Source organism: Longitalea luteola (genome assembly GCF_017356035.1).
Lineage (GTDB): Bacteria > Bacteroidota > Bacteroidia > Chitinophagales > Chitinophagaceae > Niastella > Niastella luteola.
In genome coordinates this window covers 996,862-1,019,614 of sequence record NZ_JAFIQX010000002.1, presented here as the reverse complement: position 1 = coordinate 1,019,614, position 22,753 = coordinate 996,862, and the positions used below count along the sequence as shown (strand labels likewise).

Here is a 22,753-nt window from a genome sequence, read left to right as displayed (position 1 = left end):
TCCCCATTTTGGGGATGCTGATTATTTGTACAGAGATGCAAAGCTTTGGGTCAGGGTGAAACCAGACTCATCGATGCCATAAGTTATAGAGTCGATCTTGGTTGTAAAGATGTTATACATGATGATCGCGATCGCTGAAGTACCGATACCCAGGGCCGTGTTATACAGGGCCTCAGAGATACCTCTTGATAACTCAGCGGCAGCACCACCACCACCATCAGAAGCCAGGGCAGCGAATGAAGTGATCATACCTAATACCGTTCCTAACAGACCCAACAGGGTTGCCACAGAGGCGATAGTAGACAGGAACACCAGGTTCTTCTCCAGCATAGGCAGTTCCAGTGCTGTAGCTTCTTCTACTTCTTTTTGAATAGCCAATACTTTTTGCTCGGTATCCAGCTCAGTATTAGAGATCATTTCTTTGTACTTGCGCAGACCGGCTTTCATCACATTACCAACGCTTCCTTTTTGACGATCGCACTCAGAAATAGCCTGGTCAACATTTTTGTTAGCCAGGTGATATTGTACTTTGCGGATGAACTCTGCAATGTTACCAGTACCGGTAGCTTTCAGAATGGTCATCAAACGCTCAATAACGAAAGTAACTACTGTTAAAAATGTTGCGATCAGCAGAGGTACGATAATACCACCTTCATACATTCTCACCAAACCACCTTTAGGTCCTTTATGATGAGGCCAAAATCCACCGGCTGGATCTGGTTGAGTAAAGTTGGATGGATCTCCGAGGAGAAAACGCCAGATAACATAACCGGCGATGATACAAACAACAGGGGCTACCCATGAAATGGCATTGGATCTCTTTTTTGGTTGAACGGATGTACTACTCTTCGCTGCGGTTGCAGTCGCAACGGGTCTTGTTTCAGCCATGATTGTGTTTTTTTAGTGTTTTATAAATTTTAAGCTATCAGTAGATTCTAAATGGGCTCACAATTCTAAGGAAAAAGTCTTTTCACTTGATCAAAAAGATCAAGAAAAATTTTGATAAGGTTCACAAGTTAAGAAATTTCTTAAATGGTCGCCTAAAAAACAGGCGATTTGATTGAATAGAACGGCAACAATATAGGGCATAATTAGAAACAAAACAAGCACTTGAACCAACAGGCAATGTGCAAGCTTCCAACCTGACTGCAGGCTGGCCGGTTGCCAAATAGTATCGGTAATGGCCTGCCTGCTGCCAATCGTCAGTTGCCTATTGTCTATAAGAACGCCATATAATACTTTTTTGATCAGCGGTAACGCGCCAGCATCTTCACACATTAGGATTTTGCTACCTTCATCCATTAATTTTTTGCAATGGTTTAATCATTCAGATGGATAGCGTAATACCGATTTTCAACGACCCCGAGCTATGAAATTAAGTATCCATTAAAATTCATCTGAACTTCTAAAAAACAATTACTATTAATGATGAAAAAATGTTTTTCCTTACTGGTGGTATTAGGCTGCTGTAGTGTAATGTCATTTGCACAACAAAAAAGATCCGGTAGCCCTGCTCCTGCAGCCGATACTGCCAAACGCCCGACTGCCGCCCCCAAACCGCCTACAACCGGCCCGAAACCTTACAAAGAAGTGATCACTGGCAAGGCAAATACCCGCAAAGGCCTTTTTACAGTGCACAAACAGGAAGACAAATGGTATTTCGAAATGGCCGATTCCTTATTAGGCAGGGATGTGCTGGTAGTGAACCGTATTTCCAAAGCACCCATCAATACCCGCGCCGGTTTCTTTGGTTATGCCGGTGATGAGATCAATGAAAATGTGATCCGCTTTGAAAAAGGTCCGAACAACAAGATCTTCCTCCGCAATATTTCCTACTCTGTATATGCCAAGGATTCATCCAAGCCCATGTACAAATCGGTTCAGAACAGCAATATTCAACCCATCGCTGCCGCTTTCGATATTAAAGCTTTTTCTAATGACAGTGCCGGCTTTGTGATTGACGTAACCGACTTCATTAACAGCGATAACGATATCCTGTTCTTTGCGTCTTACTTTAAATCATCACTTCGCATTGGTGGCGTTCAACTCGATAAATCGTATATCTCTGATATCAAGACCTTCCCCATCAATACCGAGATCAAAACAGTTAAGACCTATAATAAAACACCGGCGCCCAGTCCGTTCCCGGGCATGCCGGTAGCGCCTGCCGGCAACGCTACGTTCGAGCTCAACAGCTCGCTGGTGTTGTTGCCCAAGACGCCTATGCGGCCGCGCTTTTATGACGACCGCGTAGCCTATTTCACTACTGAATACACTGATTTTGACGCCGATCCTCAAGGTGTAAAAGACATCAGCCTCATTACCCGCTGGCGACTGGAGCCGAAAGAGGAAGACATGGAAAAGTACAAACGGGGTGAACTGGTGGAACCTAAAAAACCCATCATCTTTTATATTGATCCCAATACGCCTGAAAAATGGATCCCCTACCTGATCCTGGGTGTTAACGACTGGCAGAAGGCTTTTGAAAAGGCCGGCTTCAAGAACGCCATTATGGCCCGCAGAGCCCCCAAGCCCGAGGAAGACAGCACCTGGAGCCTCGAAGACGCCCGTTATTCTGCTGTAGTATATAAACCCTCCGAGATCCCCAATGCCCGCGGTCCGCACGTGCATGACCCCCGCAGCGGTGAGATCCTGGAATCGCATATCGACTGGTACCATAATGTAATGTCATTGCTGCGCAACTGGTACCTCATCCAGGCTTCACCCAGCGATCCCCGCGCCCGCACAGGCCGTTTCAGTGATTCGCTGATGGGCGACCTCATTCGCTTTGTATCATCCCACGAAGTAGGCCATACCCTGGGTCTGCCGCACAACATGGGCGCTTCTTCGGCCACACCGGTTGAAAAGCTGCGCGATAAAGCCTGGGTTGAAGAACATGGTCACACTTCTTCCATTATGGATTACGCCCGCTTTAATTATGTAGCCCAACCGGAAGACAAAGTCGGCATCGCCGGTTTGTACCCCCGCATCGGAGAATACGACCTGTGGTCTATTGAATGGGGCTACAAACTGCTGCCCGGCAAAACCGAGGAAGAAGAAAAAGATATATTAAATGACTGGGTAAAAAGCCGTTATGGCAATAAACGCCTGCGCTTTTTACATGCCGATGGCGTTGATCCCCGCGCGCAGACCGAGAGCCTGGGCGACGATAACATGAAGGCCAATGAGTATGGCATCAAGAACCTGAAATGGATCGTTCCGCAATTGCCTAAATGGCTGAATGAAAAAGGCGAGAACTATAAAAGCCTCGATGGCGTGTATGATGAAGTATATAACACCTTCAGCCGCTATATGGGCCATGCAGTTACTCATATCGGCGGTGTTTATACTGATCTGAAAACTACCGAACAGGATGGCGCCGTGTACACTGTAGTGCCTAAAGCAGTGCAAAAAGAAGCCCTGGCCTTCTTGCAGAGGAACCTGTTCACCACGCCGACCTGGCTGCTGAATAAATCGATTATGGAGAAAGTAACTTCTCCTACAGAGGACAAGATCAGCAGTTTGCAGGATACCTGGCTGGGCGCCCTGTTAAACACGATGCGTTTACAGCGCCTCATCACGTCTACCAACCGCGATGCGAATGCTTATCACATCGACGAGTTTATGAACGACCTGAAAAAAGGGATCTGGAGTGAACTGCCGGCCCGTGCGCCTATTGACAATTACCGCCGCAACCTGCAAAAATCTTTTGTAGAAAGATTGAGCACACTGGCTACCATTACTCCTTCACCGGCTGGCGGTGGTGGTGGTGGTATCACCATCACGTTTGGTCCGTCGGTAGATGTAAAGAAGACCGATATCATTTCTGTAGCTCGTGGTACATTACGTACGCTGAAAGCGGAGATCGCCGCAGCTATCCCGGCGTATACCGACAGAATGAGCCGGTACCATTTACAGGACCTGAGCGAGCGGATCGACCGGGTGTTGAATCCGAGATAATAGCGAAGCAAACGGGGGATTTATCTCCCGCCCTTAAAGGGGCTGAAGCAAACAAGCAGAGTATATCAAAATAGAAGGTCCGAAAGCGGGTAACCATTTTCGGACCTTTTTTATTTCCATTTTTTGGGAGTCTGCAGCGATTTAACCGATCGGAAATAGTTTGTAGCGGGGCGCTAAAAATTGTTTTCGACCCATGTACAGCTGTTCGCACCTCATATTCAGCTGGAAACCTTACGCCACAAGCTATTTTTACCCTGTTACCAGCTAGAAACCGTACGCCACATACTAATTTCATACTGTTTCCAGCCGGAAATGATACGCTAAAAATTATTACCGACCCATTTCCAGCTATAAATCATACGACGCAAACGCTTACAGTCCCGTTGTCAGCTATAAACCATACGCCACAAACTCCCGGAGACCCGTTTGTAGCTATATACCATACGCTAAAAACTATTAACGCCCCATTTCCAGCTATAAATCATCCGCCACCAACTTTTTGGGAAGGCCGTTAGTGGGTGGGATAATACGCCACGAGCATTTCACATTTGTCTAATTGCCAATTGGATATTGCGCATTGTCTATTGCCGATTGTCTGTTCCCCACTGGGTTACTCGTACCGCAATGCCTCGATCGGGTTTAACCGGGCGGCTTTGATGGCAGGATATAAGCCGGCCAGCAAGCCAACTACCGAGCAAATAATAACCCCGGTAAATACCCAGTTCCAGGGGATCACAAAACTGGTGCTCAGCAGGATACCAACCACATTCCCTAAAATAATGCCCAGCACAATGCCGATGGCAGCGCCCAGTAAACTGATGATGATAGATTCGTAGAGGAACTGGTATCGCACATTTTTTCGCTTGCCGCCAATGGCTTTAACCAGTCCGATCTCCTTGGTGCGTTCAGTAACCGCCACCAGCATAATATTCATTAATCCTATGGCGGCGCCCACCAGGGTGATCACCCCTATCAGCAGAGCGGCCATGGTAATAAGGCTCAGGTTGCGCAGCAGCATTTCGACAATGCTGTCGCTTTTGTCGATCATGAAATTATCGCTCTCCGTGACCGTTAGTTTCCTGATAGTGCGGAAAGTGCCGGTAGCTTCGCCTATAGCGCCATCCATATATTTAATATCGGGCACCTTCACCTGGATATTAAAGGATGCATTGGGATTGCTGTTGAAATAGCGGCGAACGTTTGTATAAGAAGTAATGATAATGTTATCAAGGCTGCGCCCAAAGGTTGATCCCTTCGGCTTCAGCGTTCCGACTATGCGGAACGGAATATTATTAATGCGAATGATCTTGTCGATGGGCCGTTCATAACTCTCGCCAAAGAAACGCGTAGCTACATCTTTTCCTATCAAACATACATTACGGCTGCTTTGAATATCCAGTGTATTCAGGTCGCGGCCATACAACACAGAAAAGCCATTTAAATTGGTGTAATTCTCATCACCGCCCACTACCCATACGTTGGGATTGGTCTTTTCGTTTTTATAGGCAATGATCGCATTGCGGCTACCCATGAGGTTGGTGCTTACCATCGCCGGAAACTGATAGGCTTCCTTAAACGCCTCGGCCTGCTTTTCGGTAATGATCTTGCCCATGCTCGATTTCTTCTCTTTTTTCGCCCCCTTTTTCTCTTTTTTTATTTCATCGTTATTGAAGTTGCGGCGCGGCTCCTGGTACCGGATGGTGAAGCCGGTAGCACCCATTGACGAGAAGCTTTCGAGGAATTTTTGCTGAATGGCAACAATGGCGGTATTGATGCCTATGAGCGCGGTAATGCCCAGGGCTATGATGGCCACTGTAATACCCGTACGTAAACGGTTGCTGCGCACCGTACGAAAAGACAGCGAAAGTGTATCGCGAATTGTCATGCTGAATTGGTATGCCTAATGTAAGAAATATTACGGGCCCGCAGGAAGAAGAATGATGAAAGGTAAAAGGGGTGTGCCACGTCTTAAAGAGGAGTGCCACGTCTTAGAGACGTGGCACTCCTAACAAAGCACAGTTTATAAATTTCGCTATCTATCTATACTATACTACAAATAAAAGAAAGAATACAACTGATTAATGAGCCAGTGCGGGAAGATACCCAGCAGCACTACGACCGCCGCGATCACGATCAGTAACCCTTTGAACCCGCGGGAAGTTTCAATTTCCTGGGGCTCGCCGTCTTTAAAGTACATAGCCTGAATTACGCGGAAATAATAATAAACGCTCACAGCGGCACATAATACGCCAACGATAACCAGCCACATTACATTGCCATTATTGATGGCGGCTGATAACATATAGAATTTGGCCCAGAAACCAGCGGTAGCAGGTATACCGGCCAATGATAACAGGAATATGGTATTGGTAGCAGCCAGCACCGGTTGGCGCTTGGCCAGCCCGTTAAAGCCTTCAAAAGTATAATCCTTCATTTTCAGCAGCACGGCAAAGATGCCAATGGTAGCCAGGCTGTAGGCGGCTGCATAAAAGATCAAGCCTTCTTTAGCGGTTTCATTCATGGCCACCAGGGCAAACAGCATAAAGCCGGCCTGTGCAATACTGGAGTAAGACAGCATTCTTTTCACGCTTTGCTGGAAAACAGCGGTGATATTGCCGATGAACAAGGTGGCAGCCGTAATAATAGCGGCCAGCAATTGCCATTGCTTGTGCACTTCGCCAAAACAGCCTTCGAACAAACGGATGAAAGCAATAAAGCCGGCCACCTTTACAATGGTTGCCATGAAAGACGTGAACACCGTGGGTGCCCCGTCGTATGCATCGGGCGTCCAGAAGTGGAAGGGTACAGCCGATACCTTGAACGACATAGCGAATAACAGCAGCAATAAACCGGCTGCCAGCATAGGCGTTAAGGTCGTAGTGCCAGAGCGGATCACTTCCATATTAAAGCTTCCTTTTGCGCCATAAAGCAGGGTAATACCCATCAGCATGATTCCCGTAGAGAAAGCTCCCATGAGGAAGTATTTCAGCGCTGCCTCATTGCTTTTTAAATTGCGTTTATCGCTTCCGGTTAAAATGTATAATGGAATAGAAATGATCTCGATACCGAGGAACAGCATCAGCAGGGAATTGAAGGCCGATACAATGGCAATACCGCACAGAACAAAGAATATCAATGCAAAGTATTCAGCCAGGTTTACGCCTACGCGTTCCATATCGCGGCCCGACAGCAGGAAATAGATCCAGGTGGCGGCAAAGGCGATGGTATTGAACAGCAGGCCAAAAATATCGAAGGCCAGCATACCGTTTACGTTCACATTAAAGAAATGATAGCCGCCCATGTCGAGCACGTTGGCTATTAGCAAACCTAACAGGCCAATAATAGCTACAAAACGCACAGCAGGTTTACTATTCGTGAACACGCCACAAAACATCATCACTACACCCAGAACAGCCGAAATTACAATTGCATTCATAGATCAATTTGAAAATTAGCAAAGTAGCCAATGTGCCAATGGAATACAGTATTTTTCATTTTCGCATTGCACATTATCACATTTGCACATTTATTAGTTCGCTTATGGTAATTTGATAAACATCTTTGAATAAATGGCATCTACCGCATGCTTTGTTGCTTCGATCATTGGTTTGGGATAAACTCCCATTATCACGATGCCTATCAACAATACAGCCAGCACAAACTTTTCATTTACCCGGATGTCGCGGGCATTGGCAGTTAAGCTGCTGGTGTTGCCATAAAATACTTTCTGGATCATATTCAAAGTATAAATAGCCGACAGAATGATGCTGATACCGCCCACCACCATAAAGATGTAATGATAGTTGGAAGCCTTGGAGCTGAATACGCCATTGAACATCATGAACTCACCAATAAAGGCATTGGTCAGGGGCAGGGCCACATTGGCCAGGGAAACTACCACGAGCATGATGGCCAGGGAAGGCGCCTGCTGGGCCAGTCCGCCCAACTCACTCATCTTACGGGTTCCAAACTGGCGTTCGATCAGCTCAACCACGATCCACATACCGATGATGTTGATACCGTGGTTGAACATCTGGATCATCACCCCCTGAATACCTATTGATGAAGTAACGAAAATGGCCAGTCCCATCAGGCCCATGTGGGCTATGGAAGAATAAGCCACCAGGCGTTTAAGGTCGTCCTGCTGCATGGCCACAACAGAGGCATAGATCATCCCGATCACACACATAGAAGCGGCGGGATCGCCATAGCCCCACAAACCAACCGGTAATACGGGCGCCAGCCAGCGCAGGATGCCAAACACCCCCATCTTAACCATGATGCCGCTCAATACCATGGTAACCGCCGTGGGCGATTGCTCATAGGTATCGGGCTGCCAGGTATGGAAAGGCCAAAGTGGTATTTTAATGGCAAAGGCCAGGAAGAACAACCAGAACAACCAGCCTTGCGTATTACCGGGCAGGTTCACCTTGTAAAAAGAGGTCATGGCAAAAGAGTGATCCGGTGTATGCATATACACCCAGATAATGCCCACGAGCATCAACAGGGAGCCTACAAACGTATAAATGAAGAATTTAAAGGTAACAGCCACTCTCCGTTCACCGCCCCAGATAGAGCACAGGAAGTAAGCCGGAATAAGCGCCAGTTCCCAGAAGAAGTAGAACAGCAGCGCGTCTGATGCTACAAATACCCCTAACAAACCGGTTTGCATCAACAGCATCAATGCATAGAACTGATGAGGATTCTTATAAGTTGAATGCCAGGTTGCGATAAATATTCCGGGATAGGCAATACCGGTGAGCAGGCACAGCAGCTTGCTCATACCATCCATGGTAAGGGAAAAACTACTGTTAAGGTTTGGTAACCAGGCAACATCGGTATGCAGGTATTCGGGTTTGTGAAACACAGCTATGCCGAGTATGGCAACCACCATTGTAACAAGCGATGTTAATAGTGACCATACTTTTACGTTCTTCTCCTGTTTTATCAGGAAAGCCAGTAAACCACTCACCAAAGGAATAACTATCAGCAGAACAGGTATCATTATAATTTCTTGATTTCTTGATTTCTGATTTCTAGATATATAGATTTTTCTCTACCCTACTCACTACTTGCTGTTCAGTAAGAATTTCACAACAAACAGCGCCAGCATGCTGAGCACCATCAACAACACGTAGTTGCCCACCAAACCGCTTTGCAGCAGGCGAACCTGGCGGCTCGAATAGTTTACCAGGCGGCCAACCCCATTCACCAGTCCATCGATAAACTTCTTCTCAAAAAAGCTGTTCAGCCATTTAGCCAGCCAGTTCAACGGTTTAACTATAACGAAGTTGTATAACTCATCGATGTACCATTTGTCGGCCAGTACTTTTCCAAAGCCTGCTGGCTCATGCAGTTCAGGCTTTTTGCTGTACCGGAACAGGGCCACCAGGATGGCGATCACTGCAAGGCCAACAGAAAGGCCCATCAGCATGTATTCTGTGTTGTGGTCGAGGTGATGCACTTCGCCTTTAATACGGGCAGACTCTGCAAATACTGGTGCCAGGAAATGTTCCAGCCAATGTGCTTCGGGTTTGAATACCTCCGGTACACCCAGGAAACCACCTGCCACGCTCAGGATAGCCAGCACGATCAAAGGAATGGTCATGGCGGCAGGGCTTTCATGCAGGTGATGCTTTTGTTCTTCGGTTCCGCGGAACTTACCCAGGAAGGTAGTAGCGTATAAACGGAACATATAAAAAGCCGTCATCATGGCGCCAACAATACCCAGGATATAATACAATTTATCTTTTGTATAGGCGGCTGCTAATATTTCATCTTTGGAGAAGAAACCACTGAAGGGTGGAATACCGGCAATGGCAATACATCCTATGAGGAATGTAATATGGGTGATGGGCAGTTTTTTCGCCAGTCCACCCATGCGGCGGATATCCTGCTCATGGTGCATGGCATGGATCACCGAACCTGCACCCAGGAACAACAGGGCTTTAAAGAAGGCGTGTGTCATTACATGGAACACAGCGCCGGTAAAGGCGCCAACGCCTAAGCCCAGGAACATATAACCCAGCTGGCTCACGGTACTGTATGCCAGTACTTTTTTAATATCGTTCTGTTTAATGGCAATGGTGGCCGCGAACAGCGCAGTGGCCAGACCGATAGCCGCTACCACGCTCAGGGTCTCGGGCGCCATTGTATATAATACGTTGCTGCGGGCGATCATGTAAATACCCGCTGTTACCATCGTAGCGGCATGGATCAGCGCCGATACCGGGGTTGGACCCGCCATGGCATCAGGCAGCCAGGTATATAAAGGGATCTGTGCACTTTTACCGGTAGCTCCTACAAACAGTAAAAGCGTAATGCCGATCACATCCGTTCTTGTTAATTTTTGATACAGATCAAACACTCCGGCGCCGTCAGTTGTAGTATATGTAACGGTGCCCAGTTTGGCAATGATCCAGAAGATAGCGATCAAAAAGCCCAGGTCACCAATACGGTTCATGATAAAGGCCTTCTTGGCGGCGTTGGTATACTCTGTATTCTTGAACCAGTAGCCGATGAGCAGGTAAGAACACAATCCAACACCTTCCCAACCGATGAACATGATCAGGTAGTTGGCGCCCAGTACGAGCAGCAACATGGAGAACACGAAGAGGTTGAGGTAACAGAAATAGCGGCCGAAATGCTCATTCCGTTCTTCATGCATATAAGCGGCTGAATACAGATGTATGAGGAACCCTACACCGGTTATGATGAGCAGGAAGAGGGAAGAAAGCTGGTCTATCTGAAAAGCGAAAGGAATTTTTAAATTGCCGGCACTGATAAAATCAAACAGGTTGACCACAGCGGTGTTCCCTTGCTTTACCTCGGTAAACAGCAGCACACTCACAATAAACGAGGCAAGTACCATACCGCTGCCAATAATGCTGATCAACGATTTGGGAAGTTGTTTTCTGAGCAAACCATTGATCAGAAAGCCAACCAGTGGAAAAAAGGGAACCAACCAGACTAATTGTAACACGTTCATATTTTTAAGCTTAACGCTGAACGCATAACGCTGAACGCTGCTCTCCGAAATTCGAACCTCCGCAAAGCGCCCGAACATCTAGAAATGCGGGCAGAGGCGTTGAGCGTTCCGCGTTTAGCGTTTCGCGTTTTTAGTGTTTTAACCTGTTTAAAAAATTTACATCCACCGAATGGGTATTTCGATACATCATAACAATAATGGCCAGGCCCACACTTACCTCTGCCGCCGCCACTACCATGATGAAGAAAACGAAAAGCTGTCCTTCAATTCCGGCTGTAGCTCCTTTGGCCACGGCAGCTGCATGATGCATTTTTGAAAAAGCCACCAGCAACAGGTTCACGGCATTCAGCATGAGCTCGATGCACATGAAAATGATGATGGCATTCCGGCGGGCAAGCACCCCTACAATGCCGATACAAAAAAGGGCAATAGCCAGGTAGATATATTTTTCAATTAACATAAATCACTTTTAAAAATTCCAAATCTCAAATTTCAAGAACCCAAAAAAATCTCAAATCTCAAGCTCCAAATAACTCTCAAACTTCAAATCACAACATGTCTTGCAAGTAGGATTTGGTATTTATTTTTTGGTTCTTGGTGCTTGGATCTTGTTATTTTTTTCCGATAACAACGGCACCAACCATGGCGCTCAGGAACAGAATGCTGCTGATCTCAAAAGGCACTACGAAATCGGTGAACAGGGCTTTACCCAGGTTACGGATCAAACCGATATCACCGGTTTCCAGCATAGCCACCTTTCCTTTTACTTCAGCCTGTTTCAAAGCAGCCACCAGTACCAGCAGCAGACATCCGCCTGCTACCACACCGGCCAGCTTCAGCCATTTATTCTTCTGTGGTTCTGTTTCGGCATTCAGGTTCATCAACATGATCACGAACAGGAACAATACCATGATGGCACCTGCATATACGATCAGGTTCACAATACCCAGGAACTGGGCATTCATTAAAATATAATGGCCTGAAATAGCAAAGAATGTTATGATAAGCCACAATACACTATGTACCGGGTTACGACTGATAACGACCATAATGGCGCTGCCCAGTGCCATTGCACTTAAAGCATAAAATAATACTTGTGATATATCCATTGCAGCTTGTTGGTGTTAATTGCTCTGTTCTTTGTTTGCTTTCCGGTTACCCACCGCTTTCCAGTATTCGCCGGGGTTATCCTTAGGGTTCGGGATCAACAGATCCTGCTTTCCATATATAAACCCTTTACGCTGATAATTCGAAGGCGCAAAGGTTTCACTTAAATACACAGCGTCTTTCGGGCACGCCTCTTCGCACAGACCACAGAAAATACACCGCAGCATATTGATCTCATATTTGGCGGCATACTTCTCTTCCCTGTACAAATTCTCTTCGCCCGGTAAACGTTCTGCAGCTTCCATGGTAATGGCTTCGGCCGGACAAGCCAGGGCACACAATCCACAGGCTGTACAACGTTCGCGGCCCTCTTCGTCGCGGTTCAGGATATGCAAACCACGGAACACGGGACTGAACGGACGTTTTTCCTCCGGATAACTAATGGTCGCTTTCTTTTTAAATAAGTGCCGTAAGGTGATCATCATACCCTTGAAGATGCTCCAGACGTAGAGCTTCTCTAGAAATGTCATGGGTTTACGATCAACCGGTTTGGCTCTGCTAGTTAATGCTTGCATTTATAATCAGTTAAATCAACTCACAATTTCAAATCACAAATCTCAAATCTCAAGACCCAAATAAATCTCAAATCTCAAGAACCAAATAAATCTCAAAACCTACATTTCTAGTTTGAAAGGAAAACCAAAATTCCAAATTTCAGTTCCGGGAAATCTCAAATCACAAACTTCAGGATTGGGGATTTGGGATTTTGTATTTGTTTTTTGGTTCCTGGTGCTTGGTTCTTGGTTCTTGTTATTCGGGATTTTGCGCAAAAGTATCTTATCCTTTCAATACTCCAATTAAATCCCGGCCTTAAAACTTCCAGCCATTGGTCTTCAACAATACGATCGCCGCGGTAACGATCATATTTACCAGGCTGAGCGGAATTAATGCTTTCCAGCCCAGGTTCATCAGCTGGTCGTAGCGGAAGCGCGGAATGGTCCAGCGCACCCACATGAACACGAAGATGAAGATGGCCACTTTTATGAACAATGACAATCCCTGCAACAGCACCAGCCAGTTCCCCATACCGGTGAGGCTGGCATCATTGACGAACGGAATATCATAACCACCCCAGAACAGGGTTGCCATTACCACGCTGCTGATGAACATATTGATGTATTCAGCAAACAGGTAGAAACCCAGTTTCATAGAGGAGTACTCCTGGTGATAACCAAAGTTCAGCTCATTTTCTGCTTCAGGCAGATCGAACGGTGTACGGTTACATTCTGCAAATGCGCACACCAGGAAAATAAAGAATCCCAGCGGCTGGTATAGTACGTTGTACCAGCTATCGATCTGCTGGCCAACGATCTCACTCATTTTCAAAGAACCGGTCAACATCAGCAAGGCGATCAACGACAAGCCCATGGGCAGCTCATAACTGATCACCTGTGAGGCGCCGCGCAGGGCAGCCATCAACGAGAACTTGTTGTTGGAAGCCCAGCCTCCGATCATAATTCCATATACCCCCATGCTCACAACGCCAAATACATATAAGATACCTATGTTAATGTCTGCGATCTGCAAATTCACTTCGCGGCCAAACACATTCAGCGTACCGCCCCAGGGAATTACTGCCGAGGTCATCATAGCTGCCAGCATAGCCAGACACGGACCCAGGATGAACAGGAAACGGTTCGATGTATTGGGAATGATCTCTTCCTTCATGAACAGTTTCAACCCGTCGGCCAGCGGTTGTAAGATCCCGAACGGACCTGCCCGGTTCGGCCCGCGACGATCCTGGATAAAAGCAGCTACTTTACGTTCGGCATACGTTTCATACATGGCAATAACCAATGAAATAGAAACGATGCCTACAATGAGTACCAGTTTCTCGATCACTAAAAACAAGTCAATAGCTAATAAAGCAGAATGCATCTTAAAATTTTATATAGTCAACTGTTTGTTCTCTTATCGGCTGCTGTTGCGTCGCACACTTCATGGCATGGTTCGCTAATCAGCTTTCTCGTGAATCGTCAATCGTCATTTTGTACTTCTTATTTCTTACTTCCTACTTCTTACTTCCTATATCCAATTCCTTTCCAACTTAGCCCTTACTCTCTTTAAAGTCATTCGAGTGCGCCGGGCCCAGGATCTTCGACAGATCGACATTCGGTTTATTCACTTCACTAACCGAATGAATATCCATCAGCAGGCGGGGCTGACGGCCTCCCAACACCTGAGGCAAGGCTTCCTGTGGTTTTGTGGTGCCAACATAATGGTTGGCGCTGATCACCGAGTGGCGGCTTACCTTGGTTGGACCTTCAATCACCCAATCACTCGCTTTCTTTTTCTCGAAGCGGCATTCATTACAGATCCAGTCCTGCACCTCACCCCACTGATCTTTACGGCCGGTTACCCGGAACACTTCATCGCCGCGGTGCCACAAGGTTACTTTACCAGAACACTTCGGACAATCGCGGTGCGCATCTACCGGTTTCAGGAACCATACGCGGTTCTTGAACCGGAAGGTCTTGTCGGTCAATGCCCCTACCGGACAAACGTCAATTACGTTACCGATAAAGTCATTATCCAGCGATTTTTCGATGTAGGTAGCTATTTCAGCGTGGTCGCCACGGTCCAATACCCCGTGAACGCGTTTATTGGTCAACTGGTCGGCCGTAAATACACAACGGTAACACAGGATGCAACGCGTCATGTGCAGTTGGATATAGGGCCCCAGGTTATGTTTTTCGAATTGACGGCGCGGGAATTCATAGCGGGTGCCTTCTGCGCCATGTTCGTAGCTCAGGTCCTGCAGGTGGCATTCACCGGCCTGATCGCAGATAGGACAATCCAGCGGATGGTTGATCAGCAACAACTCCACTACGCCTTTTCTGGCATCCTGAACCCGCTCACTGGTAATATTTTTCACCACCATGCCATCCATGACATTGGTACGGCAACTGGCCACCAGTTTGGGCATCGGACGCGGATCGGCTGTTGAGCCTGCTGCTACTTCTACCAGACAGGTACGGCATTTACCACCGCTGCCTTTCAGCTTGCTGTAGTAACACATGGCGGGCGGCGCTACATCGCCTCCGATCATCCGGGCTGCATTCAGGATACTTGTTCCCGCCTCCACCTCAATGGTGATATTATCGATGGTTACTTTAAATAATTTAGGTTGATCAGCCATATACCCTAACCCCAAACCCCTAAAGGGGCTTTTAAAAACTCGCGAAACCTTATGCAGACTTCACTTGTTGGTTAATTAATAAATTGATTTTCTCTATTACTAATTCTTTATTCTTAAGAACTTCTTCGTTTGTGAATCTTATCACTCTTAATCCATCGAGCTCCAGCTGTCGCTGTGGCTCTGCATCAGCAACTCTTACTTCGTTTTCTCCGTGCACACTTCCATCTACTTCAATGACCAGCTTTAATTTATGGCAGTAAAAATCCACTATATAAATGCGTAATGGATGTTGTCTTCTAAACTTATATCCATTAGGATGCTGTCTTAAATATCCCAAAGAACTAACTCCGCTTGTGTCATGTTCTCACGAAGCCCTTTTGCTTTTTGAAAAAGCAAATGCGAAGCACCGAGGAACATTTTTTTTCATCCGCTGCGATTTACCTCTCAGTTTCCCTTTTTTACTCCCCCTTTAGGGGGCTGGGGGCTAGGTTTTAGCCGCTACGGGCAGCGGATCGGCATAATGCGCCAAACCATAGTTCCTGTTCTGTGCCGCATTCGGATATAACACATGCCATTCAAACTCATCTCTGAAATGACGGATGGCTGCTGCTACCGGCCAGGCCGCGGCATCGCCTAACGGACAAATCGTATTACCCTCTATCTTCCGCTGAATATCCCACAACAGATCGATATCGCTCTTCTTGCCTTTCCCGTATTCAATATTCTTCAGGATCTTTTCCATCCAGCCCGTTCCCTCACGGCAGGGTGAACATTGTCCGCAGCTTTCATGACGGTAAAAACGCGCCAGCGTCAATGTATGACGCACCACGCACTGGTCTTCATCGAGCACAATAAAACCACCCGATCCCATCATGGTGCCGGTGGCAAAACCACCATCAGACAAACTTTCGTAGTTCATCATCCGCTTCTCCCCTTTTGCTGTTTTCAACAACAGGTTAGCGGGCAGAATAGGCACTGACGAACCGCCGGGAATACAGGCCTTCAAACGTTTGCCATCGGGAATACCGCCGCAATATTCGTCGCTGTAGATGAACTCTTCTACCGAAATGGTCATGTCGATCTCATATACGCCAGGCTTGTTGATATTACCGCAAGCCGAAATAAGCTTGGTACCGGTTGATTTACCAACGCCGATTTTCGCGTATTCATCACCGCCGATATTGATTATGGGTACTACAGCGGCCAGCGTTTCCACGTTGTTCACCACGGTAGGACTATCCCACAAACCTTTTACGGCAGGGAATGGCGGTTTTATCCTGGGGTTGCCTCTTTTACCTTCCAGCGACTCCAGCAGGGCTGTTTCTTCCCCACAGATATAGGCGCCGGCGCCACGTTGTACATAAATTTCCAGGTCGAAGCCGGTGCCGAGAATGTTTTTTCCCAGCCAGCCGTTGTTCTTTGCTTCGGCGATGGCCTGTTCGAGTATATCAACGATCCACGCATATTCGCCGCGGATGTAAATAAATGTTTTGTTAGAACCTAACGCATAAGAAGCTACGATCAAACCTTCCACCAGCAGGTGAGGAATGAATTCCATCAGGTAACGATCTTTGAATGTACCAGGCTCCGATTCGTCGGCATTACACACCAGGTAACGCGGAACACCTTCAGGCTTGGCCAGAAAGCTCCATTTCATACCGGCCGGGAAACCTGCGCCACCACGACCCCGCAAACCACTTTTCTTAACTTCTTCAGTAACCTGGTCGGGAGTCATGGTCTTGAGCGCTTTTTCTACACTGCGGTAGCCGCCTTCGCGACGGTATACCTCGTACGTGCGGATCCCCGGAACATGCGCTTTTTCTAATAATAGTTTTCTTCCCATATTTATCAGAAGAACCGTTCCAGGTTTCAGGTTTCATGTTACAGGGATTTCCCTGCAACACTTGTAACTTGTAACCTGTAACAGCCCACTACTTTTAACAACGTTATAATGAACTACAATCTTTAATTATTCGTTACGGCATTCCTTTCACACTCTTCAATAATAGCGTCGATCTTCTCCTTTGTCAGGTGCTCACGGTAGTGTTTACCCAGTTGCATCATGGGAGCATATCCGCAGGCGCCCAGGCATTCTACCGTTTTCAGCGTAAACAAACCATCAGCGGTTGTTTCGCCTACTTTAATGCCCAGCTTGTCCTTTATATATTCAATAATATCGTCGCTGCCGTTCAACATGCACGGACCGGTTTGGCAAACTTCAAATACATATTTACCTACCGGCTTCAGGTTGTACATAGAGTAAAAAGTAGCTACCTCATACACCTCAATTGGTTCTATTTTGAGTAAAGAAGCCACATAGTCCATGGTCTCTGCACTCAACCAGCCACCAAACTCTTCCTGGGCAAGATGCAATACGGGTATCAACGCACTCTTTTGCTTTCCTGCCGGATAGCGTGCAATGATCTCGTTTACCTTATTTAATTTCTCTGCAGAAAATTGAGCCACTGTTATTACTGATATTTATGTTTATTAATTTCTATAGCTAATTAGCAAACCGGCTTTTGTTTTCCATCATGACATTTGTCTTCCAATCATCACATTAGCTAATTATCAAATTATCACATTGATTACGCGTCCATCTCCCCTGCGATCAGGTTCAGGCTACTCAGGGTTATGATCGCATCGCTCAACATGGCGCCTTTTGATATTTCCTCGTATGCCTGATAGTAAACGAAACAAGGACGACGGAAGTGTAGCCGGTAGGGCGTACGGCCACCGTCGGAGATCAGGTAAAACCCTAATTCACCATTGGCGCCTTCCACCGATTGATACACTTCGCCAGCTGGCATATCAATTTCACCCATGATGATCTTGAAGTGCCAGATCAGCGCTTCCATCTTCGTATATACATCCTTTTTCTCAGGCAGGTAATATTCCGGGATATCGGCGTGAAAAACTTCGGCCTCTTTGCCTTTGAACTCTTTCACCTTTTTCATAGCCTGCTCAATGATACGCAGTGACTGCCACATTTCCTGGTTACGTACCAGAAAACGATCGTAACAGTCGCCCGTGCTGCCCACCGGTATATCAAATTCAAATTCTTCGTAACTGCTGTACGGCGTATGCACGCGCACATCATAATCTACACCGGCCGCCCGCAGGTTTGGACCGGTAAAACCATAGTTCAGCGCTCTTTCGCCGGTGATTGGTCCGCAGCCGATGGTACGTTCCATAAAGATGCGGTTGCGGGTGAACAGGTTCTCAAATTCTTTCAGCACTTTGGGGTATTCGCGCAGGAATTTCTCGATCTTTTCAAATGCGGTATTGTTGAAATTCCTTTCAAAACCGCCTATACGGCCAATATTGGTAGTAAGGCGCGACCCACACACTTCTTCATATATTTCGTAGATCAATTCACGGTATTGCATCACATACAAAAACCCGGTGAATGCGCCGGTATCAACCCCCACAATGGAGTTACAAATAAGGTGATCGGCGATACGCGCCAGCTCCATAACAATGACCCGCAGATAATCGACCCGCTTGGGGGTTTTTACCCCTAACAACTTTTCACAGGTGATATGCCAGCCCATATTATTGATGGGCGCTGAGCAGTAATTCAACCGGTCGGTCAGCGGGGTGATCTGGTACAGGGGTCTGCGCTCGGCAATCTTTTCAAACGCACGGTGAATATAGCCTATGGTTTGCTCGGCTGAAATGATGCGTTCACCATCCAGTTCCAGGATATTCTGAAATACGCCGTGGGTAGCCGGGTGCGTAGGCCCCAGGTTCAGGGTTGTGGTCTGCTTCTCAATGGAGCCTTCGGGTAATTTTATATGATGATCACTCATAAATTCGAAAATTAGCAAATTTGAAAATATGCAAATGGAGCTGCTGATTTCAATTCAAAATCGTTTACATCCTCGGTTTTCATTTGCACATCTTCTCATTTTCACATTTGCACATTGGTATTAGCGTCCGAACATATCATCGTCCTTATCAATACGGGTTTGCTCTTCCAGCGGAAACTCCTTACGCATCGGGAAATAATCCATTTCCTCCACATTCAGGATCCGCTTCAGATTGGGATGGCCGATAAAGTTGACACCATAAAAGTCATAGGTCTCTCTTTCCATCCAGTTGGCGGCTGAAAATAACGAAGTGGCACTGAAAACATCCGGGGTTGAAATATCAGTGAACACTTTGAACCGGATGCGTACATTATTGGTAAGGCTGTGCAGGTGATAAACAACCGCCAGCTCACGTCCTTTATTATCGGGATAGTGCACTGCCTGCAGGTCGGTCAGGAATTGAAATCCCAGATCGGCCTCATCGTACAGGAACTGAAGCACTTTCAGGTTTAGTTCTTTAGGCGCTTCAAAAGTAAGCATGCCATAAGGCTCCTGAAATTGCTGAACCTGCTCACCAAATTTTTCAGTTAACCGCTGTTTGATATATTCGTTCGTTAATGCCATATACCCCCATCCCCTAAAGGGGAGATATTTAATTTTTATAGTTAATGACAATTAAGTCCTCCTTACTCCCCCTGTAGGGGGCCGGGGGGCTATTGTATTCCGTAACTTTCCATTAATTGTTTGTACTTATCGCTGTTCCTTCTGCGTAAGCTTTCGTTGCCTATCAGGTCCTGAATTTTCATGATGCCATCGATCACTGCTTCAGGGCGGGGAGGACAACCAGGCACATAAACGTCTACGGGAATGATCTGGTCAATGCCCTGTAAAACACTGTAGGTATCGAAGATGCCGCCACTGCAGGCGCAGGCACCCATGGCCAGCACCCAGCGGGGCTCTGCCATCTGCAAATATACCTGCTTCACTACCGGCGCCATTTTTTTGGCAATGGTACCCATCACCATCAACAGGTCGCACTGACGGGGCGAAAAACCCACCCGCTCTGACCCAAACCGGGCCAGGTCGTAATGCGAAGCCATAGTAGCCATAAATTCAATTCCACAACAGGAAGTCGCGAAAGGCAGGGGCCATATGGAGTTCTTACGGGCCAGGCCAACCACCTTATCGAGGTTGGTTGAAAAGAAACCCTCACCCATATAACCTTCAGGACCTTCCTTAACCAGTTTTACATCGGTTTGACCGTAAATATTATATTGAACAGGACGTGCCATAATAATTTGATAATTTGATAATTAGCTAATTTGACAATTACTCGCTACTGTATAACACCCAGCACATCCTTAATGTTCCCGAAGGCCGCGCAAAAGCATTATCACATTATCGAATTAACACATTAGCTAATTAGTTTTAGTCTTCCCACTTTAACGCTCCTTTCTTGATAATGTATATAAAGCCGCACAGAAAAAATGCAATGAACATCAATACTGCACCGAAACCACTCCATCCCAGCTCTTTAAAGTTCACAGCATAGGGATAAAAAAAGATCACTTCCACATCGAATAACACAAATAAGATCGCTACCAGGAAGTATTTAATGGCCATAGGCTGACGGGCATCGCCATGGCTTTTAATACCGCTGGTAAATGTTTCCAGCTTGTCGGCAGTATTACGCTTGGGGCCCAGCCAGTGGGTAACGCCCATCATACCTGCAACGAAAATAATTGCGAAAATTAATTGAATAGCAATAGGAAGATACCAGAAGGAACTGTCGGGATCGTGGGCAACGGCGGTATTGGAGACTTGTAACAGGTACATATTCATAACCCGTTTTGGTTTAGGCGCAAAAATAAGACAGCGTTTTATATTTTCAACTTCTTAATGGATTAAAATAAAAATCCCCCGCCGTTTTTTGCCGGCAGGGGACTGAATATGATACGATTAATTGTTAGTTTACCATTTTTAACGGTTATTTCTTCTTGGCAGCTGCTGCGCCAGACTTGCTGGATGTAGTGCTTCCGCTTGATTTTTTAGGAGCAGGCGAAGAAGCAGGTTTGCTGGCTTTTTGCAAAATAGGCTTAACCTGGTTAGCGAATGAGTTGCCTGGATCGCTCGCCAGAATGCGGTCAACATAGGTCAACGCTGTTTTCGGGTCCCTTTTTACGTCATTATAATAAGAGGTCAGGGCCGCCCATGCGCCAATAGCCTGCGCTTTATACTTTGTAGAATCCAGCTTCATAGCCATTTCTGCCAGCTTTTCCTGGGCAGGTGCAAACCTTTCTGATTGCATGGTAGTATCGCTGGCCTGAATGGTACGGGCGCACCACAGGTAACCATAGATCTGATCGGGATATTTCGTTTGATAAACATTACAGAAAATGCTGTCGGCTGTAGCATAATTGGCTGCCTGGTAATTAGCCATGCCCCAGTTATACAGATCAGTCTGACTTGGATCTTTTTCCATCTTGTACGCCTCACCCAGCCAGTTGGCTTCCTGCAGGCGGTTGCCACTCTTCTTGGCCAGTGCAGCACCTTTGGTGATGTATTTTATTTTGTTTTCTACAACCGTATCTAAATCAACCGCTTTTTTCAGGTTTTCAAAAGCCTGTGCTTCCTGTCCGGGCGTTTTGCTGTTGATGTTAGCCAGCTCTTCGTAATCGGCAGGCACTACGGCATCAGGGCTTTGTTTGGCAAAATAGTCGGCCATGTATTTATTGGCGCAAGTCATGTCCTGGAGGGTATCACAGGCGTACGCCACCATTTTATACATCCGCGGCTCAACTTTTTCGCCATACTGGCTGATCAAACCCAACGCTTTATCCTTGGCTTCAGCAAATTTGCCGCTGGCAAACAGGAAGTCGGTTCTCAGGTATTCCACTTCGGGGCCCTGGTCGAAATTAGCGATGTAGCTATCGAGGTAAGGAGCCGCTTTGTTTACGTCTTTGAAATACCAGTAGTAGAATAATTCATAGTAAGTGGGTGCATAAGCCGGATCGAGCTTGATAGCCTCTTCGAAATTCTGGAGGAACAGCTCAGAATTCCGTTGAGTAAGGTACACTTTACCGATCTTATGTTTGGCAGCTGCATATTTAGGATCAATATTCAGGGCTTTCTGGTAAGAAAGAACGGCATTACCACCATCAATTAATTTACGGTAAGCATCGCCCATGATAACGTAGGTCTCAGGATTTTTGAAATTCTTTACCTGCGTAGCCTGGTTCAGTTTTTCGATGGCATAAGCGGCATCGCCATTCTTGGCATCTACATTGGCGCGGCCGATAGCATTAAATACCTCAATATCTTTTCCTTTTGTCAAAGAAATGGCGGTTTCAAAGCGCTGGCGGGCATCGTTGGTTTTGCCTTCGCGCAGTTCGATTTCACCCATGCCCACGAGGATCAACGGGGCATTGCCATTTTGCTGCAGTGCCTTCTGATAAAGATTTTTGGCTGCTGTAGAATCTTTTTGCTCAAGCATGGTTTGTCCCAACCAGTATGTTGCTTCAATATTATTCGGATTCGACGCCACCACTTTCTCAAAGTTCTCCCTGGCACTTTTGTACCGTTCGTAATAGAAAAACTTCCTCCCCTGCTCCACACTCTGGGCAAATAGCACATTGCTACCCAGTACAACCATGGTTACAAAACTGATGAATCGCTTGCTCATTGTAA

At 46.6% G+C, this 22,753-nt stretch carries 20 protein-coding genes; 1 reads left to right on the top strand and 19 read right to left on the bottom strand.

All coding sequences use genetic code 11. The features are described 5' to 3' along the window. Positions 1 to 21: 21 nt before the first annotated feature. Together JUB15_RS08495 and JUB15_RS08490 are read right to left on the bottom strand one after the other, a co-directional pair. A complete protein-coding gene (locus JUB15_RS08495) occupies positions 22 to 888 on the bottom strand; it encodes a MotA/TolQ/ExbB proton channel family protein (RefSeq protein ID WP_207512023.1) in 867 nt (288 codons plus the stop codon). A gap of 99 nt (positions 889 to 987) precedes the next feature. Next, positions 988 to 1,302, bottom strand: a complete 315-nt coding sequence (locus tag JUB15_RS08490) for a hypothetical protein (protein ID WP_207512022.1) — start codon at positions 1,300 to 1,302, stop codon at positions 988 to 990. Positions 1,303 to 1,425: 123 nt separating this feature from the next. Between JUB15_RS08490 and JUB15_RS08485 the strand changes: the two genes are divergently transcribed. Then, positions 1,426 to 3,960 carry a zinc-dependent metalloprotease gene (locus JUB15_RS08485; protein WP_242696247.1) on the top strand — a complete coding sequence of 845 codons (2,535 nt, stop codon included), beginning with the start codon at positions 1,426 to 1,428 and terminating at the stop codon, positions 3,958 to 3,960. A gap of 610 nt (positions 3,961 to 4,570) precedes the next feature. On the opposite strand, the gene JUB15_RS08480 is transcribed toward JUB15_RS08485, so the two are convergent. From JUB15_RS08480 to JUB15_RS08400, 17 genes are all read right to left on the bottom strand, one after another. Further along, positions 4,571 to 5,845: an ABC transporter permease gene (locus JUB15_RS08480; protein WP_207512021.1), complete on the bottom strand. Its 1,275-nt coding sequence runs from the start codon at positions 5,843 to 5,845 to the stop codon at positions 4,571 to 4,573. A 165-nt stretch (positions 5,846 to 6,010) separates the two neighbouring features. Beyond that, positions 6,011 to 7,396: an NADH-quinone oxidoreductase subunit N gene (locus tag JUB15_RS08475; protein ID WP_207512020.1), complete on the bottom strand. Its 1,386-nt coding sequence runs from the start codon at positions 7,394 to 7,396 to the stop codon at positions 6,011 to 6,013. Positions 7,397 to 7,498: 102 nt separating this feature from the next. Continuing rightward, positions 7,499 to 8,965, bottom strand: a complete 1,467-nt coding sequence (locus tag JUB15_RS08470) for a complex I subunit 4 family protein (protein WP_207512019.1) — start codon at positions 8,963 to 8,965, stop codon at positions 7,499 to 7,501. Between the two features lie 63 nt (positions 8,966 to 9,028). After that, positions 9,029 to 10,948, bottom strand: coding sequence for an NADH-quinone oxidoreductase subunit L (gene nuoL / locus JUB15_RS08465; RefSeq protein ID WP_207512018.1), 1,920 nt, complete (start codon positions 10,946 to 10,948; stop codon positions 9,029 to 9,031). A 130-nt stretch (positions 10,949 to 11,078) separates the two neighbouring features. Continuing rightward, positions 11,079 to 11,408, bottom strand: a complete 330-nt coding sequence (gene nuoK / locus JUB15_RS08460; protein ID WP_207512017.1) for an NADH-quinone oxidoreductase subunit NuoK — start codon at positions 11,406 to 11,408, stop codon at positions 11,079 to 11,081. A gap of 151 nt (positions 11,409 to 11,559) precedes the next feature. Next, positions 11,560 to 12,057: an NADH-quinone oxidoreductase subunit J family protein gene (locus tag JUB15_RS08455; RefSeq protein ID WP_205508835.1), complete on the bottom strand. Its 498-nt coding sequence runs from the start codon at positions 12,055 to 12,057 to the stop codon at positions 11,560 to 11,562. 15 nt (positions 12,058 to 12,072) lie between these two features. Continuing rightward, positions 12,073 to 12,630 carry an NADH-quinone oxidoreductase subunit NuoI gene (gene nuoI, locus JUB15_RS08450; protein ID WP_207512016.1) on the bottom strand — a complete coding sequence of 186 codons (558 nt, stop codon included), beginning with the start codon at positions 12,628 to 12,630 and terminating at the stop codon, positions 12,073 to 12,075. 295 nt (positions 12,631 to 12,925) lie between these two features. Further along, a complete protein-coding gene (nuoH, locus tag JUB15_RS08445; protein WP_207512015.1) occupies positions 12,926 to 13,993 on the bottom strand; it encodes an NADH-quinone oxidoreductase subunit NuoH in 1,068 nt (355 codons plus the stop codon). Between the two features lie 169 nt (positions 13,994 to 14,162). Continuing rightward, the gene (locus JUB15_RS08440) at positions 14,163 to 15,254 is read right to left on the bottom strand and encodes an NADH-quinone oxidoreductase subunit G (protein ID WP_207512014.1); all 1,092 of its coding nucleotides are present in this window, start codon (positions 15,252 to 15,254) and stop codon (positions 14,163 to 14,165) included. Positions 15,255 to 15,303: 49 nt separating this feature from the next. Then, on the bottom strand, positions 15,304 to 15,591 hold the full coding sequence (locus JUB15_RS08435; protein WP_207512013.1) for an endonuclease domain-containing protein: 288 nt from the start codon (positions 15,589 to 15,591) through the stop codon (positions 15,304 to 15,306). A 147-nt stretch (positions 15,592 to 15,738) separates the two neighbouring features. Further along, positions 15,739 to 17,097, bottom strand: coding sequence for an NADH-quinone oxidoreductase subunit NuoF (gene nuoF / locus JUB15_RS08430; protein WP_207512012.1), 1,359 nt, complete (start codon positions 17,095 to 17,097; stop codon positions 15,739 to 15,741). A 122-nt stretch (positions 17,098 to 17,219) separates the two neighbouring features. Further along, positions 17,220 to 17,720, bottom strand: a complete 501-nt coding sequence (locus tag JUB15_RS08425) for an NADH-quinone oxidoreductase subunit NuoE family protein (protein WP_207512011.1) — start codon at positions 17,718 to 17,720, stop codon at positions 17,220 to 17,222. A gap of 122 nt (positions 17,721 to 17,842) precedes the next feature. Continuing rightward, positions 17,843 to 19,066 (bottom strand): NADH-quinone oxidoreductase subunit D, encoded by a 1,224-nt coding sequence (locus JUB15_RS08420; RefSeq protein ID WP_207512010.1) that lies wholly within the window; start codon positions 19,064 to 19,066, stop codon positions 17,843 to 17,845. 120 nt (positions 19,067 to 19,186) lie between these two features. Further along, entirely contained in the window at positions 19,187 to 19,690 is a 504-nt protein-coding gene (locus tag JUB15_RS08415) for an NADH-quinone oxidoreductase subunit C (protein ID WP_207512009.1), read from the bottom strand. 89 nt (positions 19,691 to 19,779) lie between these two features. Further along, positions 19,780 to 20,358 (bottom strand): NADH-quinone oxidoreductase subunit B, encoded by a 579-nt coding sequence (locus JUB15_RS08410; protein ID WP_207512008.1) that lies wholly within the window; start codon positions 20,356 to 20,358, stop codon positions 19,780 to 19,782. A 136-nt stretch (positions 20,359 to 20,494) separates the two neighbouring features. Continuing rightward, positions 20,495 to 20,902: an NADH-quinone oxidoreductase subunit A gene (locus tag JUB15_RS08405; protein WP_207512007.1), complete on the bottom strand. Its 408-nt coding sequence runs from the start codon at positions 20,900 to 20,902 to the stop codon at positions 20,495 to 20,497. A 151-nt stretch (positions 20,903 to 21,053) separates the two neighbouring features. After that, positions 21,054 to 22,748 (bottom strand): tetratricopeptide repeat protein, encoded by a 1,695-nt coding sequence (locus JUB15_RS08400; protein ID WP_207512006.1) that lies wholly within the window; start codon positions 22,746 to 22,748, stop codon positions 21,054 to 21,056. Positions 22,749 to 22,753: the final 5 nt, after the last annotated feature.